18 protein-coding genes are annotated in these 16,935 nt (G+C 57.0%); 14 read left to right on the forward strand and 4 right to left on the reverse strand.

Going from position 1 to position 16,935, the window contains the following annotated elements; all coding sequences use genetic code 11:
- Window positions 1-63: 63 nt before the first annotated feature.
- A complete protein-coding gene (locus tag JHD74_RS04980) occupies window positions 64-1,071 on the forward strand; it encodes an NAD(P)H-quinone oxidoreductase (protein ID WP_199061884.1) in 1,008 nt (335 codons plus the stop codon).
- A gap of 123 nt (window positions 1,072-1,194) precedes the next feature.
- On the opposite strand, the gene JHD74_RS04985 is transcribed toward JHD74_RS04980, so the two are convergent.
- Together JHD74_RS04985 and JHD74_RS04990 are read right to left on the reverse strand one after the other, a co-directional pair.
- Entirely contained in the window at window positions 1,195-1,584 is a 390-nt protein-coding gene (locus tag JHD74_RS04985; protein ID WP_021180899.1) for a YidB family protein, read from the reverse strand.
- An 85-nt stretch (window positions 1,585-1,669) separates the two neighbouring features.
- A complete protein-coding gene (locus tag JHD74_RS04990; RefSeq protein ID WP_021180898.1) occupies window positions 1,670-1,918 on the reverse strand; it encodes a GlsB/YeaQ/YmgE family stress response membrane protein in 249 nt (82 codons plus the stop codon).
- 520 nt (window positions 1,919-2,438) lie between these two features.
- On the opposite strand from JHD74_RS04990, the gene JHD74_RS04995 reads away from it, so the two are divergent.
- Window positions 2,439-2,855 carry a VOC family protein gene (locus JHD74_RS04995; RefSeq protein WP_074031582.1) on the forward strand — a complete coding sequence of 139 codons (417 nt, stop codon included), beginning with the start codon at window positions 2,439-2,441 and terminating at the stop codon, window positions 2,853-2,855.
- A 45-nt stretch (window positions 2,856-2,900) separates the two neighbouring features.
- On the opposite strand, the gene JHD74_RS05000 is transcribed toward JHD74_RS04995, so the two are convergent.
- Window positions 2,901-3,098, reverse strand: a complete 198-nt coding sequence (locus JHD74_RS05000; RefSeq protein WP_074031581.1) for a hypothetical protein — start codon at window positions 3,096-3,098, stop codon at window positions 2,901-2,903.
- Window positions 3,099-3,224: 126 nt separating this feature from the next.
- On the opposite strand from JHD74_RS05000, the gene JHD74_RS05005 reads away from it, so the two are divergent.
- On the forward strand, window positions 3,225-4,781 hold the full coding sequence (locus tag JHD74_RS05005; RefSeq protein WP_199061893.1) for a GGDEF domain-containing protein: 1,557 nt from the start codon (window positions 3,225-3,227) through the stop codon (window positions 4,779-4,781).
- Window positions 4,782-4,856: 75 nt separating this feature from the next.
- Here the strand turns inward: JHD74_RS05005 and paaZ are convergent, their stop codons facing one another.
- Entirely contained in the window at window positions 4,857-6,929 is a 2,073-nt protein-coding gene (gene paaZ / locus JHD74_RS05010; RefSeq protein WP_199061895.1) for a phenylacetic acid degradation bifunctional protein PaaZ, read from the reverse strand.
- A gap of 318 nt (window positions 6,930-7,247) precedes the next feature.
- Between paaZ and paaA the strand changes: the two genes are divergently transcribed.
- The 11 genes from paaA to paaK are packed head-to-tail and all read left to right on the forward strand — an operon-like array spanning window position 7,248 to window position 16,928.
- Window positions 7,248-8,186 (forward strand): 1,2-phenylacetyl-CoA epoxidase subunit PaaA, encoded by a 939-nt coding sequence (paaA, locus tag JHD74_RS05015; protein ID WP_024528936.1) that lies wholly within the window; start codon window positions 7,248-7,250, stop codon window positions 8,184-8,186.
- A 14-nt stretch (window positions 8,187-8,200) separates the two neighbouring features.
- The gene (paaB, locus tag JHD74_RS05020) at window positions 8,201-8,488 is read left to right on the forward strand and encodes a 1,2-phenylacetyl-CoA epoxidase subunit PaaB (protein ID WP_021180891.1); all 288 of its coding nucleotides are present in this window, start codon (window positions 8,201-8,203) and stop codon (window positions 8,486-8,488) included.
- 9 nt (window positions 8,489-8,497) lie between these two features.
- Window positions 8,498-9,259 (forward strand): 1,2-phenylacetyl-CoA epoxidase subunit PaaC, encoded by a 762-nt coding sequence (gene paaC, locus JHD74_RS05025; RefSeq protein ID WP_024528937.1) that lies wholly within the window; start codon window positions 8,498-8,500, stop codon window positions 9,257-9,259.
- 8 nt (window positions 9,260-9,267) lie between these two features.
- Window positions 9,268-9,765: a 1,2-phenylacetyl-CoA epoxidase subunit PaaD gene (paaD, locus tag JHD74_RS05030; RefSeq protein WP_024528938.1), complete on the forward strand. Its 498-nt coding sequence runs from the start codon at window positions 9,268-9,270 to the stop codon at window positions 9,763-9,765.
- A gap of 14 nt (window positions 9,766-9,779) precedes the next feature.
- Window positions 9,780-10,838, forward strand: a complete 1,059-nt coding sequence (gene paaE, locus JHD74_RS05035; protein WP_074031576.1) for a 1,2-phenylacetyl-CoA epoxidase subunit PaaE — start codon at window positions 9,780-9,782, stop codon at window positions 10,836-10,838.
- 9 nt (window positions 10,839-10,847) lie between these two features.
- A complete protein-coding gene (gene paaF, locus JHD74_RS05040; RefSeq protein ID WP_074031575.1) occupies window positions 10,848-11,621 on the forward strand; it encodes a 2,3-dehydroadipyl-CoA hydratase PaaF in 774 nt (257 codons plus the stop codon).
- 3 nt (window positions 11,622-11,624) lie between these two features.
- Complete coding sequence (gene paaG / locus JHD74_RS05045) at window positions 11,625-12,416, forward strand: 2-(1,2-epoxy-1,2-dihydrophenyl)acetyl-CoA isomerase PaaG (RefSeq protein WP_199061899.1); 792 nt, start codon at window positions 11,625-11,627, stop codon at window positions 12,414-12,416.
- Between the two features lies 1 nt (window position 12,417).
- Window positions 12,418-13,959, forward strand: coding sequence for a 3-hydroxyacyl-CoA dehydrogenase (locus JHD74_RS05050; protein ID WP_233169445.1), 1,542 nt, complete (start codon window positions 12,418-12,420; stop codon window positions 13,957-13,959).
- Window positions 13,959-14,399: a hydroxyphenylacetyl-CoA thioesterase PaaI gene (gene paaI / locus JHD74_RS05055; protein ID WP_199061900.1), complete on the forward strand. Its 441-nt coding sequence runs from the start codon at window positions 13,959-13,961 to the stop codon at window positions 14,397-14,399. Before JHD74_RS05050 ends, paaI begins: the two co-directional genes overlap by 1 nt.
- Window positions 14,396-15,601: a 3-oxoadipyl-CoA thiolase gene (gene pcaF / locus JHD74_RS05060; protein WP_199061902.1), complete on the forward strand. Its 1,206-nt coding sequence runs from the start codon at window positions 14,396-14,398 to the stop codon at window positions 15,599-15,601. Before paaI ends, pcaF begins: the two co-directional genes overlap by 4 nt.
- A gap of 19 nt (window positions 15,602-15,620) precedes the next feature.
- Window positions 15,621-16,928, forward strand: a complete 1,308-nt coding sequence (gene paaK / locus JHD74_RS05065) for a phenylacetate--CoA ligase PaaK (protein ID WP_199061904.1) — start codon at window positions 15,621-15,623, stop codon at window positions 16,926-16,928.
- The last annotated feature ends 7 nt before the right edge of the window (window positions 16,929-16,935 follow it).

Here is a 16,935-nt window from a genome sequence, read left to right on the forward strand (position 1 = left end):
TATCCCTATAAGATAATCCAGCCGGGAATATCCCGAATACGCAGATTGATCAAGGAGAACGGCATGTCAGCCAACGCACAACTACCTGAAAACATGAAGGTCATCGAAATCAGCCAGCCGGGCGAGCCAGAGGTTCTGGTGAGTGCGGAGCGCCCGTTACCGGTATTAGCCCAGGGTGAAATACTGGTGAAAGTCGCTGCCGCCGGCGTCAACCGCCCAGATGTTATGCAACGCCGTGGGCAATATGCCCCACCGCCGGGCGCCTCGGACATTCCAGGGTTGGAAATTGCTGGCACGGTGGTGGCCGTTGGCGTTGGTGTACAACGCTATGCCCCCGGTGACGACGTATGTGCGCTGATCGCCGGTGGGGGCTATGCCGAATATTGCAAGGTGCATGAAAGCAATGCGCTGCCGGTCCCTCAAGGCTTCAGCATGATAGAAGCCGCCGCCATGCCAGAAACCTTCTTCACCGTTTGGGTCAACGTATTTCAACGGGGCCATCTTCGTGCCGGGGAAACCGTGCTGATCCACGGAGGCACATCTGGCATTGGCACGGTTGCCACCCTGTTGGCCAAAGCCTTCTGCGCCTATGTCATTACTACCGTTGGCTCTGAAGAGAAGCGTGAGGCCAGTCTGTCGTTGGGGGCTGACGTCGCCATCAACTACCGCACCGAAGATTTTGTCGAGCTGACAAAAACCGCCACCAATGGGAAAGGGGCCGATGTCATCGTCGATCTGATCGCGGGGGATTACGTGGAGAAGAACTACCGCGCCGCCGCAATGGATGGGCGTATCGTTCAGATCGGCACGCAAAACGGCGTAGTGAAAGAATTGAACCTGATGCCATTGCTGCTTAAACGCCTGACCCATACCGGCTCAACGCTGCGGGCGCGCAGTGTGGAAGATAAAGCCCAGATCGCTGCCGAACTGGAGCTGAAAGTGTGGCCGTTGCTGGAACGCGGGGAGTTAAAGCCACAGATTTTCCAGACGTTCCCATTGGAACAAGCCGCGCAGGCCCATGCCTTGATGGAGTCCAGTGCGCATATCGGTAAAATTATGCTGACGCTGTAATAGCAACCCTCCGGCCAGAAACCGGAGGGCTAGGCTGTGTCCCTCAATTGACCGTGGTGCCTTGCAACGCGTCCAAATGACCTCCAGCGGCACTCACGTGCAATTAAGGGACACAGCCTCATATCAGCCGAACAGTTTGCCTTTCAGCAAATCCATCCCGGCGCTCATCAAATCGCCGCCCTGTGGCTCCTGACCATTAGGTGACAGTTTGTCGGTGATCATCGGCAAATACTGGGCAATCAGGGCAGAGGCCTGCGCCGGATCGATCCCCAACTTACCGGCCAACTGTGCAATGGCATCGGTGCTCAACGCCTGCTCAACGTGTTCGCCGCTGATTGGCTGATTTTCACCCGTGCCGATCCAGGAGGCGACCACGTCCGCCAAATTTCCCTGACGGAATTTATCCAGAATTGCCGGCAAGCCCCCCTGCTGCTCAACCCACTGCAAGATGGCGCTGTAATCCATACCTTTACCACCGCTCAATGCCCCAACTAACCCATCCAATAATCCCATCGCTATCCCCCTTCTCAAACGCTGTACGTTTGTCGTATTTAAAAGAAAAGGGCCGCCTTAGCGACCCCTGTTGATCGAACCCGGCTTAGCTTCTGATCTTTCTGTAGACAAAAAGCACCACCAGAGCACCGACAACGGCAACTACAAAGCTGCCCAGGTTAAAGCCATCAACCCGGCCCATACCGAAGAAGGTACTGATATAGCCGCCGACAACCGCACCCACCACACCCAGGATCACGGTCATGATAAAACCGCCGCCGTCTTTACCCGGCATGATCCACTTGGCCAGAATACCGGCGATTAACCCAAAAACGATCCAGGAAATAATACCCATTTTTACTCTCCCTCATTGACCCGTTGCCCGAAATTGCTGGCAATACCGTTATCAAAACGTTCTCCGTCAGCGACCACCCACTGACAGAATTAACGCCTCTGTACCTTATTACTATAGTCAAAAATCAGCGGGTTACCTACATCTTGTAGTCTGAAAAACTGCGCATAAAAATTGTGCGATTTTCATCCAACTGTCATGTTGCGTGGCGATAATCAGCTATACTGAAGAATGCTCAACTGAACTTCGACCGAGGATAGCGTCATGAGCAACCCTCCTTTCATGCTGTTTTTGGTTTTGGTCTATTCCTTGGCCGCCGTGTGGGATGGTTCCGCCGCGTTGTTGTTTATGTGAACGTGTCCGACCAGGCTAGCCATTCCTGACCAAGGCGCTGTTTTTCTATTTTGGCGCTCCTCGGCCCAGCAGTTAAGCGGGCGCAGCATGCGACTCCCCTAAGTTCGGACATGCTCACCCCCTACAAATTCAGCAACCTTGTCGGGCATGGGATTGAAGAGGAGGAACTATGTTGATTCAACCCTATCTGTTTTTTACCGGTAACTGTGAGCAAGCGGTGAATTTTTATGCTCAGCAGCTAAACGGCAATATAGAAATCATGATGCGTTACAAAGATATCCCGGCAGAGGAGCAGCAAAATGGGCCGCCCAATGTCGATCCTGACTCGATTATGCATGCCAGGCTGGTGATCGGGGATAACGTGATTATGGCATCGGATGGGTGTCCGGCCGATCCTACTGGCCCGGCACATAGCGGTTATTCACTGTCGATCCGCAGTGAGAACGTCGAGCAAGGCCGCGAGGTATTTAACCGGCTAGCCCAAGGTGGCAGCATCACCATGCCTTTCCAACCGACCTTCTGGGCCAAGGGCTTTGGCATGCTGACCGATAAATTCGGTGTCAACTGGATGGTCAACGTCGAGTAGCCACATGATGCAGTGCCTTGCTGTGAGGGTAGACACTGCCCAGTGCTAACGATGCCAGCTAGAAGCCACCAGAGAGAACAAGACAAACAACACCAGCAACAAAACCAGAGCCAACCGCCAGAACGGCGTTTTCCGCCGCTGATAGGCGATAATCATCAACCCGGCCAGCGCCAGGAGCGTTAACGGGTAATATACCGCCAGCATCAGTAAAACCTGCATCATAGCGTCAGATAGTGCTGCCATGCGCCTCCCCGGTACCAATTTATGCTGAACATATCCTGGAAATATAACGGGACATGCAAGATGGAAATAGAAGGGTTAAGATTGTTCGCAATACCCATCCCCCATTGATTCCATGACAGGAATGCTATGCCAGCACCCCAGCTCCCGCCCCAAAAACAGCCATTATCCGGGAAAAACAAAAACTCGCCGTTACTCTATCAGGCTGGCGTATTCGTTATTATCGTCGTGCTTACCCTGATCATGTTCAACGCCTGGCAAATCTGGAACGCTCATCAACGCAACCTGCAAATTGCCGAAAATGACTCGCAGAATCTGGCCCGATCGCTGGCACAGCACGCCGAAGATACCTTTGCGCAGGTAGACAGTAACCTGGCCGATCTTAGCGAACGGATTGAAACCGATGGCTTGGGCCAACCCCAGCGTTTACGCCTGCAAAAAATCATGCAGACTCAGGCCAGTAACTTTCCGCAACTGCATGGCAGTTTTATCTATGATGCCCAGGGCAACTGGATCCTGACGTCCAACGGTAAACCCCTCAGCCATGCCAATAATGCCGACCGGGCGTATTTTAAATACCACGTCACTCATAACAATAATATGATTTATATCGGCGAGGTGATCCGCAGCCGCTCGACCGGCGATTTGGTTATCCCGGTGTCGCGCCGCCTGAACCATGCGGACGGCAGCTTTGCCGGCGTGGTCATTTCGACGCTGTATGTCGATTATTTCCGCCAGTTTTATAACACCTTTGCCCTTAACAACGACGCCTCACTCAGCCTGATACTGGCCGACGGCTCCATTTTATATCGCCGCCCTTACAATGAGGATGCCATCGGGAAAAACATCTCCCATAGCATTTTATTCCGCGAAGTTCTGCCGCATTCACCTTTTGGCAACGTCACAATGGTCTCACAGTTTGACAATGTAGAAAGGGTTTATGGTTATTCGCAGGTGGAGCGTTATCCGCTGGTGATCACCGCCGGGCTGTCGAAAAAAGACGTTCTGGCCGACTGGCGCAACGATGCGTCACTTTTTGCACTCGGTGGAGGAGTCCTGCTGTCCATACTGTTGGCCCTGGGGTTGGTGCTGATACGTCAGATTAACCAAAGCGTACAGACCGAAGTCGAGCTGGTGCGCACCCGTGATCAACTGACGCTGATGAACCACACGCTGGAAGAACTGGCTTTGCTAGATGGCTTGACCGGCCTGGCCAATCGCCGTCAGTTTGATATCGCGCTAAAAAACGAAATGACGCGAGCGGCGCGCAACGATCGCAACGTTGCCCTGTTGATGCTGGATATTGATTATTTTAAACAGTTTAACGATATCTACGGCCACGTGGCTGGGGATCAGTGTTTGCAGCAGTTGGGCCGCATGTTGCAAGGCATGGTCAACCGTCCTGGCGATCTGATGGCGCGTTACGGCGGTGAGGAGCTGGCAATTATTCTGCCGGATACCGATCTTCAAGGCGCAATTGCCTTTGCCGAACGGGTTCTGGAGGGCATCCGGCAGTTGAAGATCGCCCACACAGGCAGCCCGCTGGGGATTATCACCGCCAGCATCGGTGCCAGTGCAAAAATCCCGCATCCGTATAACGATACGCCGCTGAGCCTGGTCAGCCTGGCGGATAACGCCCTGTATACGGCGAAAAAAGGCGGCAAGAACCGGGTTTGCAGCCTCTAGGCTCAGAATAGTTAGGGTAGATCATTTCAGCAAATAATGGGGGCATCTTAACATGATGCCCCTGACGATCCAGCCTTAGTGCACCGTGTTGAAGTCCCCTTCCTGGCGCGCCACCAGCGTCAGAATGCTATACAGCGCCACGGCCTGCTGATGCTGATTGAGCACCTGCACATCCCAGACCACCACGCCATGCGGACGATCCTCAGCGGTTTTTTGCGGCTTGCGGATTTTCTTTTTACAGGTCAACCGCACCTGAATGGTATCGCCAATTTTCACCGGCTCGATAAAACGCAGGTTTTCCATGCCGTAGTTGGCAATCACCGGCCCGACGCCCGGATCGACGAACAGCCCGGCGGCGGCAGAAACCACAAAGTAACCGTGGGCCACTCGCTCACCAAACAGTGATTCTGCCGCGCCGATCTTGTCCATATGCGCGTAGAAATGGTCGCCGCTCAGGCAGGCAAAGTTGACGAGGTCGGCTTCGGTAATGGTACGGCGGGCGGTCAGCAAGCTTTCGCCAATCTGCAACTGCTCAAAGTATTTGCGGAACGGGTGTACCTGTTCCTCCACCACGTCGGCACCTCGTACCCATTCACGGCTGATGGCCGCCAGCATCGACGGGCTGCCCTGGATCGCCGTGCGCTGCATATAGTGTTTTACCGCCCGTAACCCACCAAGCTCTTCCCCGCCGCCAGCTCGCCCTGGCCCACCATGCACCAGCAAAGGCAATGGTGAACCGTGGCCGGTCGATTCCGTAGCCGCATGGCGATCCAGCACCAACATGCGGCCATGGGCGCAGGCGGTTGCTCGAATAAACTGTGAAGCCAACTCCGCATCAGCCGTCACCAACGATCCGGCCAGACTACCTTGCCCCAGCAACGCCAACTCAATGGCCTGTGCGGTAGTTTGATAAGGCATCAGCGTCGCCACCGGGCCAAACGCCTCGGTGCCATGTACGGCCTGATGGCGGAACGGATCGGCGCAGTACAGCAGGGTGATTGGATAAAAAGCACCTGATTGAGCGCCATCGCCCACCACCTTCAACTTATCCAGCGTTGCACCACAGAGTGGCTCACAGCCATTGCGCAGCAAGAATTCCACCTTTTGCTGCACGTCGTCACGCTGTTCCTGATTGACCAACGCTCCCATCCGCACCTGCTCCAGCTGTGGGTCACCAATCTTTACGCCAGCCAGGCGCTGCAACAGCGCTTGCTGTACCTCGGCAATGTGGGCCACCGGAACGATAATGCGCCGGATAGCGGTACATTTTTGCCCCGCCTTGCTGGTCATTTCGCGGCTGACCTCTTTGATAAACAGCGCAAACTCCGGCATTTCTGGCGTCACGTCCTCCCCTAGCACGCAACAGTTTAACGAGTCCGCTTCCATGGTAAAGGCGATCGATTTCTCCAGCAGGCGCGGATGAGAACGCAGCTTCTGCCCGGTTTGCGCCGAGCCGGTAAAGGTGACCGCATCCTGATAATCGAGGTGATCGAACATATCACCCACGCCGCCGCAGATTAGCTGTAACGCCCCTTCAGGCACCAACCCGCTGTCGATAATCAGCTTCACCATCGCCTGGGTTAGCTGTGCCGAAGCGGTGGCGGGTTTGATGATGGCAGGCATCCCCGCCAACCAAGTGGGTGCCAGTTTCTCCAACATTCCCCAGCAAGGGAAGTTAAAGGCGTTGATATGCAGTGCGACACCGGGGCGAGAAGTCAGCACATGGCGTGCGGCAAACTGTGACTGCTTAGAGAGTGGGATCAGCTCATCTTCCGGCCACAGCGTATCGTCCGGCAGTTCGCGCCCTGCCAATCCCGCATAGGAGAACAGCGTGGCAATACCGCCTTCGATATCAACCCAGCTGTCATTACGCGTAGCACCGGTTTGATAGGAGATCTGATATAGCGCTTCTTTATTAGCCAGCAGGTGTTTAGCCACCGCTTTCATCATCTGAGCGCGCTGTTGAAACGTCATCTTTGCCAGCGCCGTGCCACCCAGCTTGCGGGCATAGCTCAGGCTGGCAGCCAACGGCAGCCCGTCGGAGCAGACCTGATACAAAGGCTCGCCGGTAACGGCATGCTGGATCTCGCGGGCTTGACCCTGGCCGTACACCCAAGCGCCAGAAAGGTAACTGGTTAACTGCTGCATTTGCTCCTCCGGAATTCATAAATAGACACCATCAAGATTAATGATGTATCACATAATTTCCACTTTACGCCAGGTTAAAATTTAACAAAAGCAAAACAAAATCATTAAATCGCAAAGTTAATACCACCGTTATCGATAGATAACGAAAATAAATAATCATTTAAATCAACAAAATAATAAAACACATTGTGATACTCATCGCAAAACCACAACATTTGCATTTGATCTTGTTGTTATCAACTTGTAGCTTTAAGGTTAGTTAAAGTGATTCACATTTTTGGTTTTAATGTTAAAAACATGAATCACCAAGAGGCAAGCATGACAACTGACACACAATTTCAGCAGCACTTTGACGACAAGATCGCCGCCGATATCTCCATCGAAGCCAAAGACTGGATGCCGGATGCCTATCGCCGCAATCTGATCCGGCAAATCGGCCAGCATGCGCATTCCGAGGTGGTCGGCATGTTGCCAGAAGCCAATTGGCTGACCCGTGCCCCTTCCCTGCGGCGTAAAGCGGTGTTACTGGCGAAAGTCCAGGATGAGGCCGGGCATGGCCTTTATCTGTACAGCGCGGCGGAAACCCTCGGCTGCACCCGCCAGGATATCTACCAAAAGATGCTCGCCGGTCAGATGAAATACTCCTCCATCTTCAACTACCCAACGCTGAACTGGGCTGACATTGGCGTGATCGGCTGGCTGGTAGACGGTGCAGCCATCGTCAATCAGGTAGCCCTATGCCGTGCCTCTTACGGCCCCTATGCCAGAGCGATGGTGAAAATCTGTAAAGAAGAGAGCTTCCACCAGCGTCAGGGCTATGAAGCCGTGATGGTGATGGCCCAGGGCAGCGAAGCGCAAAAGGCCATGCTACAGGACGCCATCAACCGCTTCTGGTGGCCAGCGCTGATGATGTTTGGCCCCAACGATAGCGATTCACCCCACAGCGCGCAGAGCATGGCCTGGAAGATCAAACGCCACAGCAATGACGAGCTGCGGCAGAAGTTTATCGACAACACCGTACCGCAGTTGGAAGCCCTGGGCATGACCGCCCCCGATGCCGATTTGGCATGGGATGAGGCCAGCGGACATTACCGCTTTGGCGAGATCGACTGGGCAGAGCTGCACGAAGTGATCCAGGGGCGTGGGCAGTGCAACCACGAACGTCTGCAAGCCAAGCGTAAAGCCTGGGACGACGGCAGTTGGGTACGGGATGGTGCCATGGCACATGCCAGCAAACGCGCGGCAAATGCAGCTTAATCGAGGAGAGAAAAATGACTCACGCCGAATGGCCGTTGTATGAAGTGTTTATCCGCAGCAAGCAGGGTTTGGCCCATCGTCACGTGGGCAGCCTGCATGCAGCAGACGATCAGATGGCGCTGGAAAACGCCCGCGATGCCTACACCCGCCGCAGTGAGGGCTGTTCGATCTGGGTGGTACAATCCTGCCACCTGATCGCCTCTCAAGCAGAGGATCGGGCGGCATTCTTCGATCCTTCCGACGATAAAATCTACCGTCATCCCACGTTCTACACCATCCCCGACGGCATCAAGAACATGTAGAGGCAGGCCATGACGATGAGTAACGCAGCAACAATCAGCTATGCCCTGCGCTTGGGTGATACACCGCTCATTCTGGCACAGCGCCTGTGCGCTTGGTGTGGCCATGCTCCTGAGCTGGAGATCGACCTGGCACTGGCCAATATTGGCCTCGATCTGCTGGGTCAGGCACGCAATTTCCTGGCCTATGCCGCCGAGCTTTCCGGCCCGCAACACAGCGAAGACAGTCTGGCCTTTGGCCGCGACGAACGTGAATTTCACAACCTGCTGTTGGCAGAACAGCCCAACGGCGGCTTTAACGACACGCTGGTACGCCAGTTCCTGCTCGATACCTACCACGTACTGCTGCACCGGGAATTGAGCCGCAGCAAAGACAGCCAACTGGCCGCCATTGCCGCCAAATCGCTGAAGGAAGCGGATTATCACCTGCGCTTCAGCCACGGCTGGATGATCCGCCTGGGTGACGGCAGTGAAATCAGCCACCAGAAGATCCAACAGTCTTTAAACGACCTGTGGCGCTTCACCGCCGAGCTGTTCCACGCCGATGAGATTGAACTGCAACTGGCCGAGCTGGGCATTGCCGTCGATCCACGCCAGTTGCAGGCACCGTGGCAGGCCATGGTGAACGACACGCTGCAACAGGCCACGCTCGCGCTGCCCACCGAGCAGGCATTTCGCCACGGCGGTAAGCAAGGGCGGCACACTGAACACCTCGGCCCGATGCTGGCAGAAATGCAGTTTCTGCCACGCGCTTACCCGAACTGTAGCTGGTAGAGGCAAAGATGAATATCACCCGACTGCAACCGGCCGAGATCCCGCAGATCTGGCACTGCTTACAGCAGATCAGCGATCCCGAACTGCCGGTACTGTCCATTACCGATCTGGGCATGGTACGTGACGTGGAGCGCGACGGTGCAGGCTGGCACATCACCTTTACTCCCACCTATTCCGGCTGCCCGGCGACCGAATACCTGCTCAACGCCATTGAACAGACGCTGAACGAGGCAGGTTTCAGCCCGGTAAAGATCACCATCTGCCTCAGCCCGGCCTGGACCACCGACTGGATGAATGCGGATGCTCGCCAGCGTCTGCGTGAATACGGCGTGGCGCCACCGCAGGGGCAAACCTGTGAAAAGCCTCTGGCTCACGGTCCGGTGCAGTGCCCCCGTTGCGGCAGTGAGCACACGGAAAAGATCAGCGAGTTCGGTTCCACCGCCTGCAAAGCGCTTTACCGCTGCTGCGAATGTCGGGAACCGTTCGACTATTTCAAATGTATTTAGGAGCACTGAAAACCATGACGGTCTTTCATCGCCTGAATGTCGCAGCCATCGAGCGCGAAACGCCGGACGCCGTAGCCATCACGCTGCGCGTCCCGGACGAACTGAAATCCCATTACGGCTATACCCCTGGCCAACACCTGACGCTCAAGGCGCGGGTCAACGGTGAAGAGCTGCGCCGCTGCTATTCCATCTGTAGCGCACCGCAGGACGGCGTATTACAAATCGGCATCAAGGCGATCCATCAGGGGCGTTTCTCTTCGTTTATCAACCAAAGCCTGCAGGTGGGCGACGAGTTGGAAGTGATGCTGCCGCAGGGCCGCTTTGGTTACCAGCCGCAGGCACAAACCCAGGGCAACTATCTGGCGATCGCCGCTGGCTCCGGTATCACGCCGATGCTATCGATCATCAAGGCGACGTTGCAATTGGAACCCAACAGCCAGTTCACGCTGATCTACGGCAACCGCACCAGCCGCTCGGTGATGTTTAAGGAAGCCCTCTCGGATCTGAAAAACCGTTATCCACAGCGCTTCCAACCGCTGTATCTCTTTAGCCAGGAAAATCTCGACAGCCCGCTGCTCAGTGGCCGCATCGATCGTGACCACCTGACCGCGCTGGGTAACACGTTAGTGAACTTCAACGAGTTCGACCACGCCTTTATCTGCGGCCCGGAAACGATGATGGACGACGCGCACACCGTGCTGGAGCTGGCCGGTATGCCTGCCGAACATATTCACAGCGAGCGTTTCAACACCAGCGGCATCGTCGCCCGGCCGGCCAACGCAGGCAGCCGCAACGCGACTCAGGTAGAGATCCGGCTCGACGGCCGCAGCCTCAAAATTGACGTCGGCAGCGAGGATGACAGCATTCTGGATGCCGCATTACGTCAGGGGGCCGATTTGCCCTACGCCTGCAAAGGCGGCGTCTGCGCCACCTGCAAATGCAAGCTGAAGGCCGGTGACGTGGATATGGCGATCAACTACAGCCTGGAGCCGGATCAACTGGCGGCAGGCTATGTCTTGAGCTGCCAGTCCTGGCCACGCGGAGAAGGCGTGGTGCTGGACTTTGACGTTTAGGAGCCGACGATGGAAACCCCTTGGATCCTGCGCGAACAGCAGCAACGCGTGGTCACACTGACGCTGCACCGCCCCGATGCCCGCAATGCGTTGAGCACAGCCTGCCTGGAGCAGTTGGTTTATCAACTGGAACAAGCCGATAGCGACGCCGACGTCGGTGCCGTGGTGATCGCCGGTGCCGCCCGGTTCTTCGCTGCCGGTGCCGATCTGCGCGAATTACAGCAGCAGGATGTCGCCGCCACCCAGCTCGATCACCGCCCTTTGCTATGGCAGCGATTGGCCCAGTTCAGCAAACCCTTGCTGGCGGCAGTGAACGGTTACGCGCTCGGTGCAGGCTGTGAGCTAGCTCTGGCCTGCGACATTACCCTCTGCGGCGAAAGCGCCCGCTTCGGCCTGCCGGAAATCACTTTAGGCCTGATGCCCGGTGCCGGTGGTACTCAACGCCTGATCCGCAGCGTGGGCAAGTCCCGCGCCTATCAAATGGTGCTGACCGGCGAAGCCATCGACGCCCGCTGCGCACTGCAAGCCGGGCTGGTAAGCGAGGTTTGTGTCGACGCATTAACGCTGGAGCGTACTCAACAACTGGCCCACCGCATCAGCCAACAGGCACCGCTGGCGCTGCGCGCGGCCAAACAGGCACTAAAACAGGCACAGGAAACCAGCCTAAGCCAAGGCTTGCAGATGGAACGCCAGCAGTTTGTCACCCTGGCCGCCACCGAAGATCGCCGGGAAGGCATTGCTGCCTTCTTCGAAAAACGTACACCGAACTATCAAGGGCGCTGATTTATGGAAAACGCATTAATTCTTAGCCAAATCAAAGCCGGGGTGTTGACCATTACCCTGAACCGCCCCGATCGGCTCAACAGCTTTAACGATGAAATGCACCACCAGCTCAGCGAGGCGCTAACCGTAGCGGAGCGAGATGACAGCGTGCGTTGCGTGCTGATCACCGGTGCCGGGCGCGGCTTCTGCGCCGGGCAGGATCTGAACGATCGTAACGTCAGTGTGGATCAGGCCCCCCCGGATCTTGGGCTGTCCGTAGAACGTTTTTACAACCCGCTGATCCGAAGCCTGAGCGCCCTACCCAAGCCGATTGTCTGCGCGGTCAATGGCGTTGCTGCCGGAGCGGGTGCCGCGCTGGCAATGGCCTGCGATATCGTGGTGGCCGCCGACAACGCCAGCTTTATCCAATCCTTCTGCAAACTGGGCCTGGTGCCAGACTCCGGCGGCAGTTGGTATCTGCCACGCCTGGCCGGGCATGCACGTGCCATGGGTATGGCGCTGCTGGGGGACAAAATCAGTGCTCAGCAGGCGCTGGAGTGGGGAATGATCTGGCAGGTCGTGGCCGCCGCCGAGCTGGCCGATCATACCCAAAGCATGGCCAAACAGCTTGCCACCCAACCTACCTACGGCCTGGGGCTGATTAAAAAGGCCATGTACCGCTCGGCCAGCAATACGCTTGACCAGCAGCTCGATTTAGAGCGCGATTTGCAACGCTTGGGTGGCCGTAGTGACGACTATCGCGAGGGCGTCAGCGCCTTCTTTGCCAAACGCCAACCGAACTTCAGCGGGAAATAGCATGAGAGAGAAAATGGCGGTGAATGCCATAGCCACCTCCGCTACGGTGGCCGTGATTGGTGCCGGAACCATGGGGATCGGCATTGCTCAGGTGGCCGCCGCAGCAGGGCATCAGGTCAAGCTGTTCGATATCGCCCTGCCCGCCGCCTCCCGCGCACTTGAGCAGCTCGAGCAACGCCTGCGCAAGCGGGTCGAGGCAGGTAAAGCCGATGCCCACAGCACCGAAACCCTGCTGGGTCATATTCAGTTGACCGGCTCGTTAAGCGATCTGGCTGACTGCAGCCTGGTGATCGAAGCGGTGGCAGAAAAGTTGGCGATCAAACAGAGCCTGTTTCGCGATCTGGAGGCGATATGCTCTACCGATACGCTGTTTGCCAGCAATACCTCGTCACTCTCTATTACCGCCATCGCCAGTGCGCTGCAGCATCCGCAGCGCATGGCGGGCCTGCACTTCTTCAACCCGGCTCCGTTAATGAAACTGGTGGAGATCGTCGGTGGGCTGGAAACCAGCCCGGAAACGCTGAGCAGCCTGCAAACCTTGGCTCAACAATGGGGTAAACACAGTGTCGTGTGCCGTTCTACGCCAGGCTTTATCGTCAACCGCGTCGCCCGGCCTTTCTACGGTGAAACCCTGCGCGCTCTGGAAGAACAGATTGCCGATCCGGCCACCCTTGACGCCGTACTGCGTGATGCTGGTGGCTTCGCCATGGGGCCACTGCAACTGACGGATCTGATCGGTCAAGACGTCAACTATGCCGTCACCGAATCGGTCTATCACGCCTTTTATCAGGACAGCCGCTTTACTCCTTCACTGGTGCAGCAGGAACTCGTTGCTGCCGGGCATTTGGGCCGCAAGAGTGGCCGGGGTTTCTACCGTTATGACAGTGAGCAAGCCCTACCGTCAGCAACTTTTGCTTCGGCGGTAACGGCTGACTTGCCTCAGTCCGTCACGTTGCACGGCGACTGGTCGGCCATGGGCGAGTTTGCACAGTTGCTGACGGGAAATGCGGCGGCGATCAAACATCCTGGCCAGACCAGTCCGTTTGCCCGGATCGATGAAGTTACATTTATGTTAACAAATGGTAAAACAGCAAGCCAAGTCGCCGAAGAAATCGGATCGCCCGTGGTTCTGTTCGACCTGTCCGTCAACTATCAGCACGCCCCCGTTATCGCCATCAGCAGCGCCGAACAGAACACGGTGCCGCACACGGCCAAGGTCATCCGCCTGCTGCAATCGCTGGGTAAACAGGTGATCCACCTGCCGGACTACCCGGGCCTGCTGGTGATGCGCACCGTCGCCATGCTGGCTAATGAAGCCCTGGACGTGGTGAACAAAGGCGTGGCCAACGCCGCCGATACCGACGATGCCATGCGGTTTGGCGTCAACTACCCGCAAGGTCCACTGGACTGGGGCAGCAAGCTCGGCTGGCAACAGATCCTCACCACGCTGGAAAACCTGCAACGTTATTACGCGGAACCCCGCTATCGCCCAATACCGCTGCTGCGCCGTTATGCCGCCAATTATTCAGGAGCCCAATGTTGATGAATGCCAACACTCCCCGCGCGCTGGCCCAGCGCTGCGCCGAACAGATGTTTAGCCAAGATACTTGTGCACAGGCAATGGATATGCGCCTTGATGCCGTGGATGTCGGCATGGCCAAGGTTAGCATGACCGTCGGCCCGCAGATGCTCAATGGCCACCAGACCTGCCACGGTGGCCAACTGTTCAGCCTCGCAGATACCGCCTTTGCTTATGCCTGCAACAGTCAGGGGCTGGCAGCAGTCGCTTCTGGCTGCACCATCGATTTTATCCGTCCCGCGCTGGCAGGCGACCGCCTCACCGCCTGCGCTGAAGTGCGCCATCAGGGTAAAACCACCGGATTGTACGACGTTGAGATCGTTAATCAATTAGGGAAAACCGTCGCCTGGTTCCGTGGCCGCGCCCATCGGTTGGGCCACAGCATTTTAGGAGAGCAGCCATGAATCAGGCTTTTATTTGCGATGGCGTCCGCACGCCGATTGGCCGTTACGGCGGTGCGCTGGCAAACGTGCGGGCCGACGATTTAGCCGCCCTGCCGCTGCGTGCTCTGTTGGAGCGCCACCCCAACGTGGACTGGTCACGGGTGGATGATGTCATCCTCGGCTGCGCTAATCAGGCCGGAGAAGACAACCGCAATCTGGCCCGTATGGCGGCGCTGCTGGCCGGGCTACCACAAAACGTTTCCGGCACCACCATCAACCGGCTATGCGGTTCGGGGTTGGATGCGTTGGCGATGGCGGCCCGCAGTATCAAGGCCGGTGAAGCCAGCCTGGTATTGGCCGGAGGGGCCGAATCCATGACCCGTGCCCCGCTGGTCATGGGCAAGGCGGACAGCGCCTTCAGCCGTCATGCACAGATGTTTGATACCACCATCGGTTGGCGTTTTGTTAACCCACTGATGCATGCGGCTTTCGGTACCGACTCGATGCCGGAAACCGCCGAAAACGTCGCGGCGCAGTTTGGCATCAGCCGTGCCGATCAGGATGCCTTTGCTCTACGCAGCCAGCAGCGCACCGCCCTGGCACAGCAGCGGGGGATCCTGGCACAGGAAATTATTCCGGTGAGCCTCAGCGGCAAGAAAGGAGTCATTACTCAGTTCAGCGAAGACGAACACCCACGCGCAGAAACCACGTTGGAGCAACTGCAAAAACTGAAAACACCGTTCCGTCAGCCGGGTTGTATCACCGCCGGGAATGCCTCTGGCGTCAACGACGGTGCGGCGGCGCTGATTGTCGCTTCCGAAGCCATGGCCTTGCAGCAAGGTTTGACGCCACGGGCACGCATTGTCGCTACCGCCACCTACGGCGTGGAACCGAGATTGATGGGGATCGGCCCGCTGCCCGCTACCCGCAAAGTTCTGGAAATCGCCGGGTTAAGCCTGGCGCAGATGGACGTCATTGAACTTAACGAAGCATTCGCCGCACAGGCGTTGGCGGTGTTGCGCCAGCTTGGTCTGCCGGATGATGCCGAACAGGTCAATCCCAACGGAGGTGCCATCGCTCTTGGCCATCCATTGGGCATGAGCGGTGCGCGCCTGGCGCTGGCCGCCCTGTTTGAGCTGGAACGTCGCGCTGGCCGTTACGCACTGTGCACCATGTGCATTGGCGTCGGTCAGGGCATTGCCATGATTATAGAGCGTGTCTAACACCTGCGAGGCTAAAAAGATGACTACAAATCCACGGCCCATCGACGCGATTGAATTTGCTTCACGCGACGAAATCGAAGCATTACAGCTGGAGCGCCTGCAATGGACCCTGCACCATGCCTACAACAACGTACCGATGTATCAACGCAAGTTCGATCAGGCCGGCGTTCACCCGAGCGATCTGAAGCAACTGAGCGATCTGGTGCTATTCCCCTACACCACCAAGCAGGATCTGCGTGACAACTACCCGTTCGACACCTTTGCCGTGCCGATGGAACAGGTGGTGCGCATTCATGCCTCATCTGGCACCACAGGCCGCCCAACGGTCGTAGGTTATACCCAGCGGGATATCGATAACTGGGCCGATATTGTCGCCCGCTGCCTACGCTCTGCCGGGGCCACAGCCAAAGACAAAATCCACGTTGCCTACGGTTATGGCCTGTTTACCGGCGGGTTGGGCGCGCACTATGGCGCAGAACGTCTGGGTGCGACGGTGATCCCGATGTCCGGCGGCCAGACGGAGAAGCAGGTGCAGCTGATCCTGGATTTCAAACCCGACGTGATCATGGTGACCCCTTCCTACTGCCTGACACTGATCGACGAGCTGGAACGCAAAATGGGGGGCGATGCGCGCAACTGCTCCCTGCGTTTGGGCGTGTTCGGTGCAGAGCCCTGGTCAGAATCCCTGCGCCATGAGATCGAGTCACGCATGGGGATCAAAGCGCTGGATATCTACGGCCTTTCCGAAGTGATGGGGCCGGGGGTAGCGATGGAGTGTGCCGAAAGCGGCGGCGGTCCGACCATCTGGGAAGACCACTTCCTGCCGGAGATCATCAATCCTGAAACGGGCGCGATACAGACTGACGGCGAGCATGGCGAACTGGTTTTCACCACGCTGACCAAAGAGGCACTGCCGGTGATCCGCTATCGCACGCGCGACCTCACCCACCTAATGCCAGGGGATGCCCGCAACATGCGCCGGATGGGCAAAATCACTGGCCGTTCCGACGATATGCTGATCATTCGCGGCGTGAACGTATTCCCGTCACAGGTTGAGGAACAGATTATGCAGTTCGAGCATCTGTCGCCGCATTATCAGTTGCAGGTGAGCCGTGCCGGGCATCTGGATACGTTGGCCGTGCGGGTGGAGCTGAAAGAGTCGGCGTTGACGCTCAACCACCAGCAGCGTTGCGATATTTGCCACCAGTTGCGTCACCATATCAAATCGATCGTTGGGGTCAGCACCGACGTCAGCATTGCCAACTGTGGCGATATTCCTCGCTCGGAAGGCAAGGCCCAGCGCGTGATCGATCTGCGACCACGTTAAGTTTTGC

Origin of the sequence: Serratia sp. ASV30, assembly GCF_016428815.1 — a bacterium.
GTDB classification, from domain to species: domain Bacteria; phylum Pseudomonadota; class Gammaproteobacteria; order Enterobacterales; family Enterobacteriaceae; genus Chania; species Chania fonticola_C.

Bases quoted from the DNA above. Each gene is read 5' to 3' on its own strand.
- paaG (WP_199061899.1), top strand. From the start codon at position 11,625: ATGGAAAACGCATTAATTCTTAGCCAAATCAAAGCCGGGGTGTTGACC.
- JHD74_RS04995 (WP_074031582.1), top strand. From the start codon at position 2,439: ATGTTGATTCAACCCTATCTGTTTTTTACCGGTAACTGTGAGCAAGCG.
- paaB (WP_021180891.1), top strand. From the start codon at position 8,201: ATGACTCACGCCGAATGGCCGTTGTATGAAGTGTTTATCCGCAGCAAG.
- paaK (WP_199061904.1), top strand. From the start codon at position 15,621: ATGACTACAAATCCACGGCCCATCGACGCGATTGAATTTGCTTCACGC.
- JHD74_RS04985 (WP_021180899.1), bottom strand. From the start codon at position 1,584: ATGGGATTATTGGATGGGTTAGTTGGGGCATTGAGCGGTGGTAAAGGT.
- paaC (WP_024528937.1), top strand. From the start codon at position 8,498: ATGACGATGAGTAACGCAGCAACAATCAGCTATGCCCTGCGCTTGGGT.
- paaA (WP_024528936.1), top strand. From the start codon at position 7,248: ATGACAACTGACACACAATTTCAGCAGCACTTTGACGACAAGATCGCC.
- JHD74_RS05000 (WP_074031581.1), bottom strand. From the start codon at position 3,098: ATGGCAGCACTATCTGACGCTATGATGCAGGTTTTACTGATGCTGGCG.
- paaZ (WP_199061895.1), bottom strand. From the start codon at position 6,929: ATGCAGCAGTTAACCAGTTACCTTTCTGGCGCTTGGGTGTACGGCCAG.
- JHD74_RS04980 (WP_199061884.1), top strand. From the start codon at position 64: ATGTCAGCCAACGCACAACTACCTGAAAACATGAAGGTCATCGAAATC.
- paaF (WP_074031575.1), top strand. From the start codon at position 10,848: ATGGAAACCCCTTGGATCCTGCGCGAACAGCAGCAACGCGTGGTCACA.
- paaD (WP_024528938.1), top strand. From the start codon at position 9,268: ATGAATATCACCCGACTGCAACCGGCCGAGATCCCGCAGATCTGGCAC.
- paaI (WP_199061900.1), top strand. From the start codon at position 13,959: ATGAATGCCAACACTCCCCGCGCGCTGGCCCAGCGCTGCGCCGAACAG.
- JHD74_RS04990 (WP_021180898.1), bottom strand. From the start codon at position 1,918: ATGGGTATTATTTCCTGGATCGTTTTTGGGTTAATCGCCGGTATTCTG.
- JHD74_RS05005 (WP_199061893.1), top strand. From the start codon at position 3,225: ATGCCAGCACCCCAGCTCCCGCCCCAAAAACAGCCATTATCCGGGAAA.
- JHD74_RS05050 (WP_233169445.1), top strand. From the start codon at position 12,418: ATGAGAGAGAAAATGGCGGTGAATGCCATAGCCACCTCCGCTACGGTG.
- paaE (WP_074031576.1), top strand. From the start codon at position 9,780: ATGACGGTCTTTCATCGCCTGAATGTCGCAGCCATCGAGCGCGAAACG.
- pcaF (WP_199061902.1), top strand. From the start codon at position 14,396: ATGAATCAGGCTTTTATTTGCGATGGCGTCCGCACGCCGATTGGCCGT.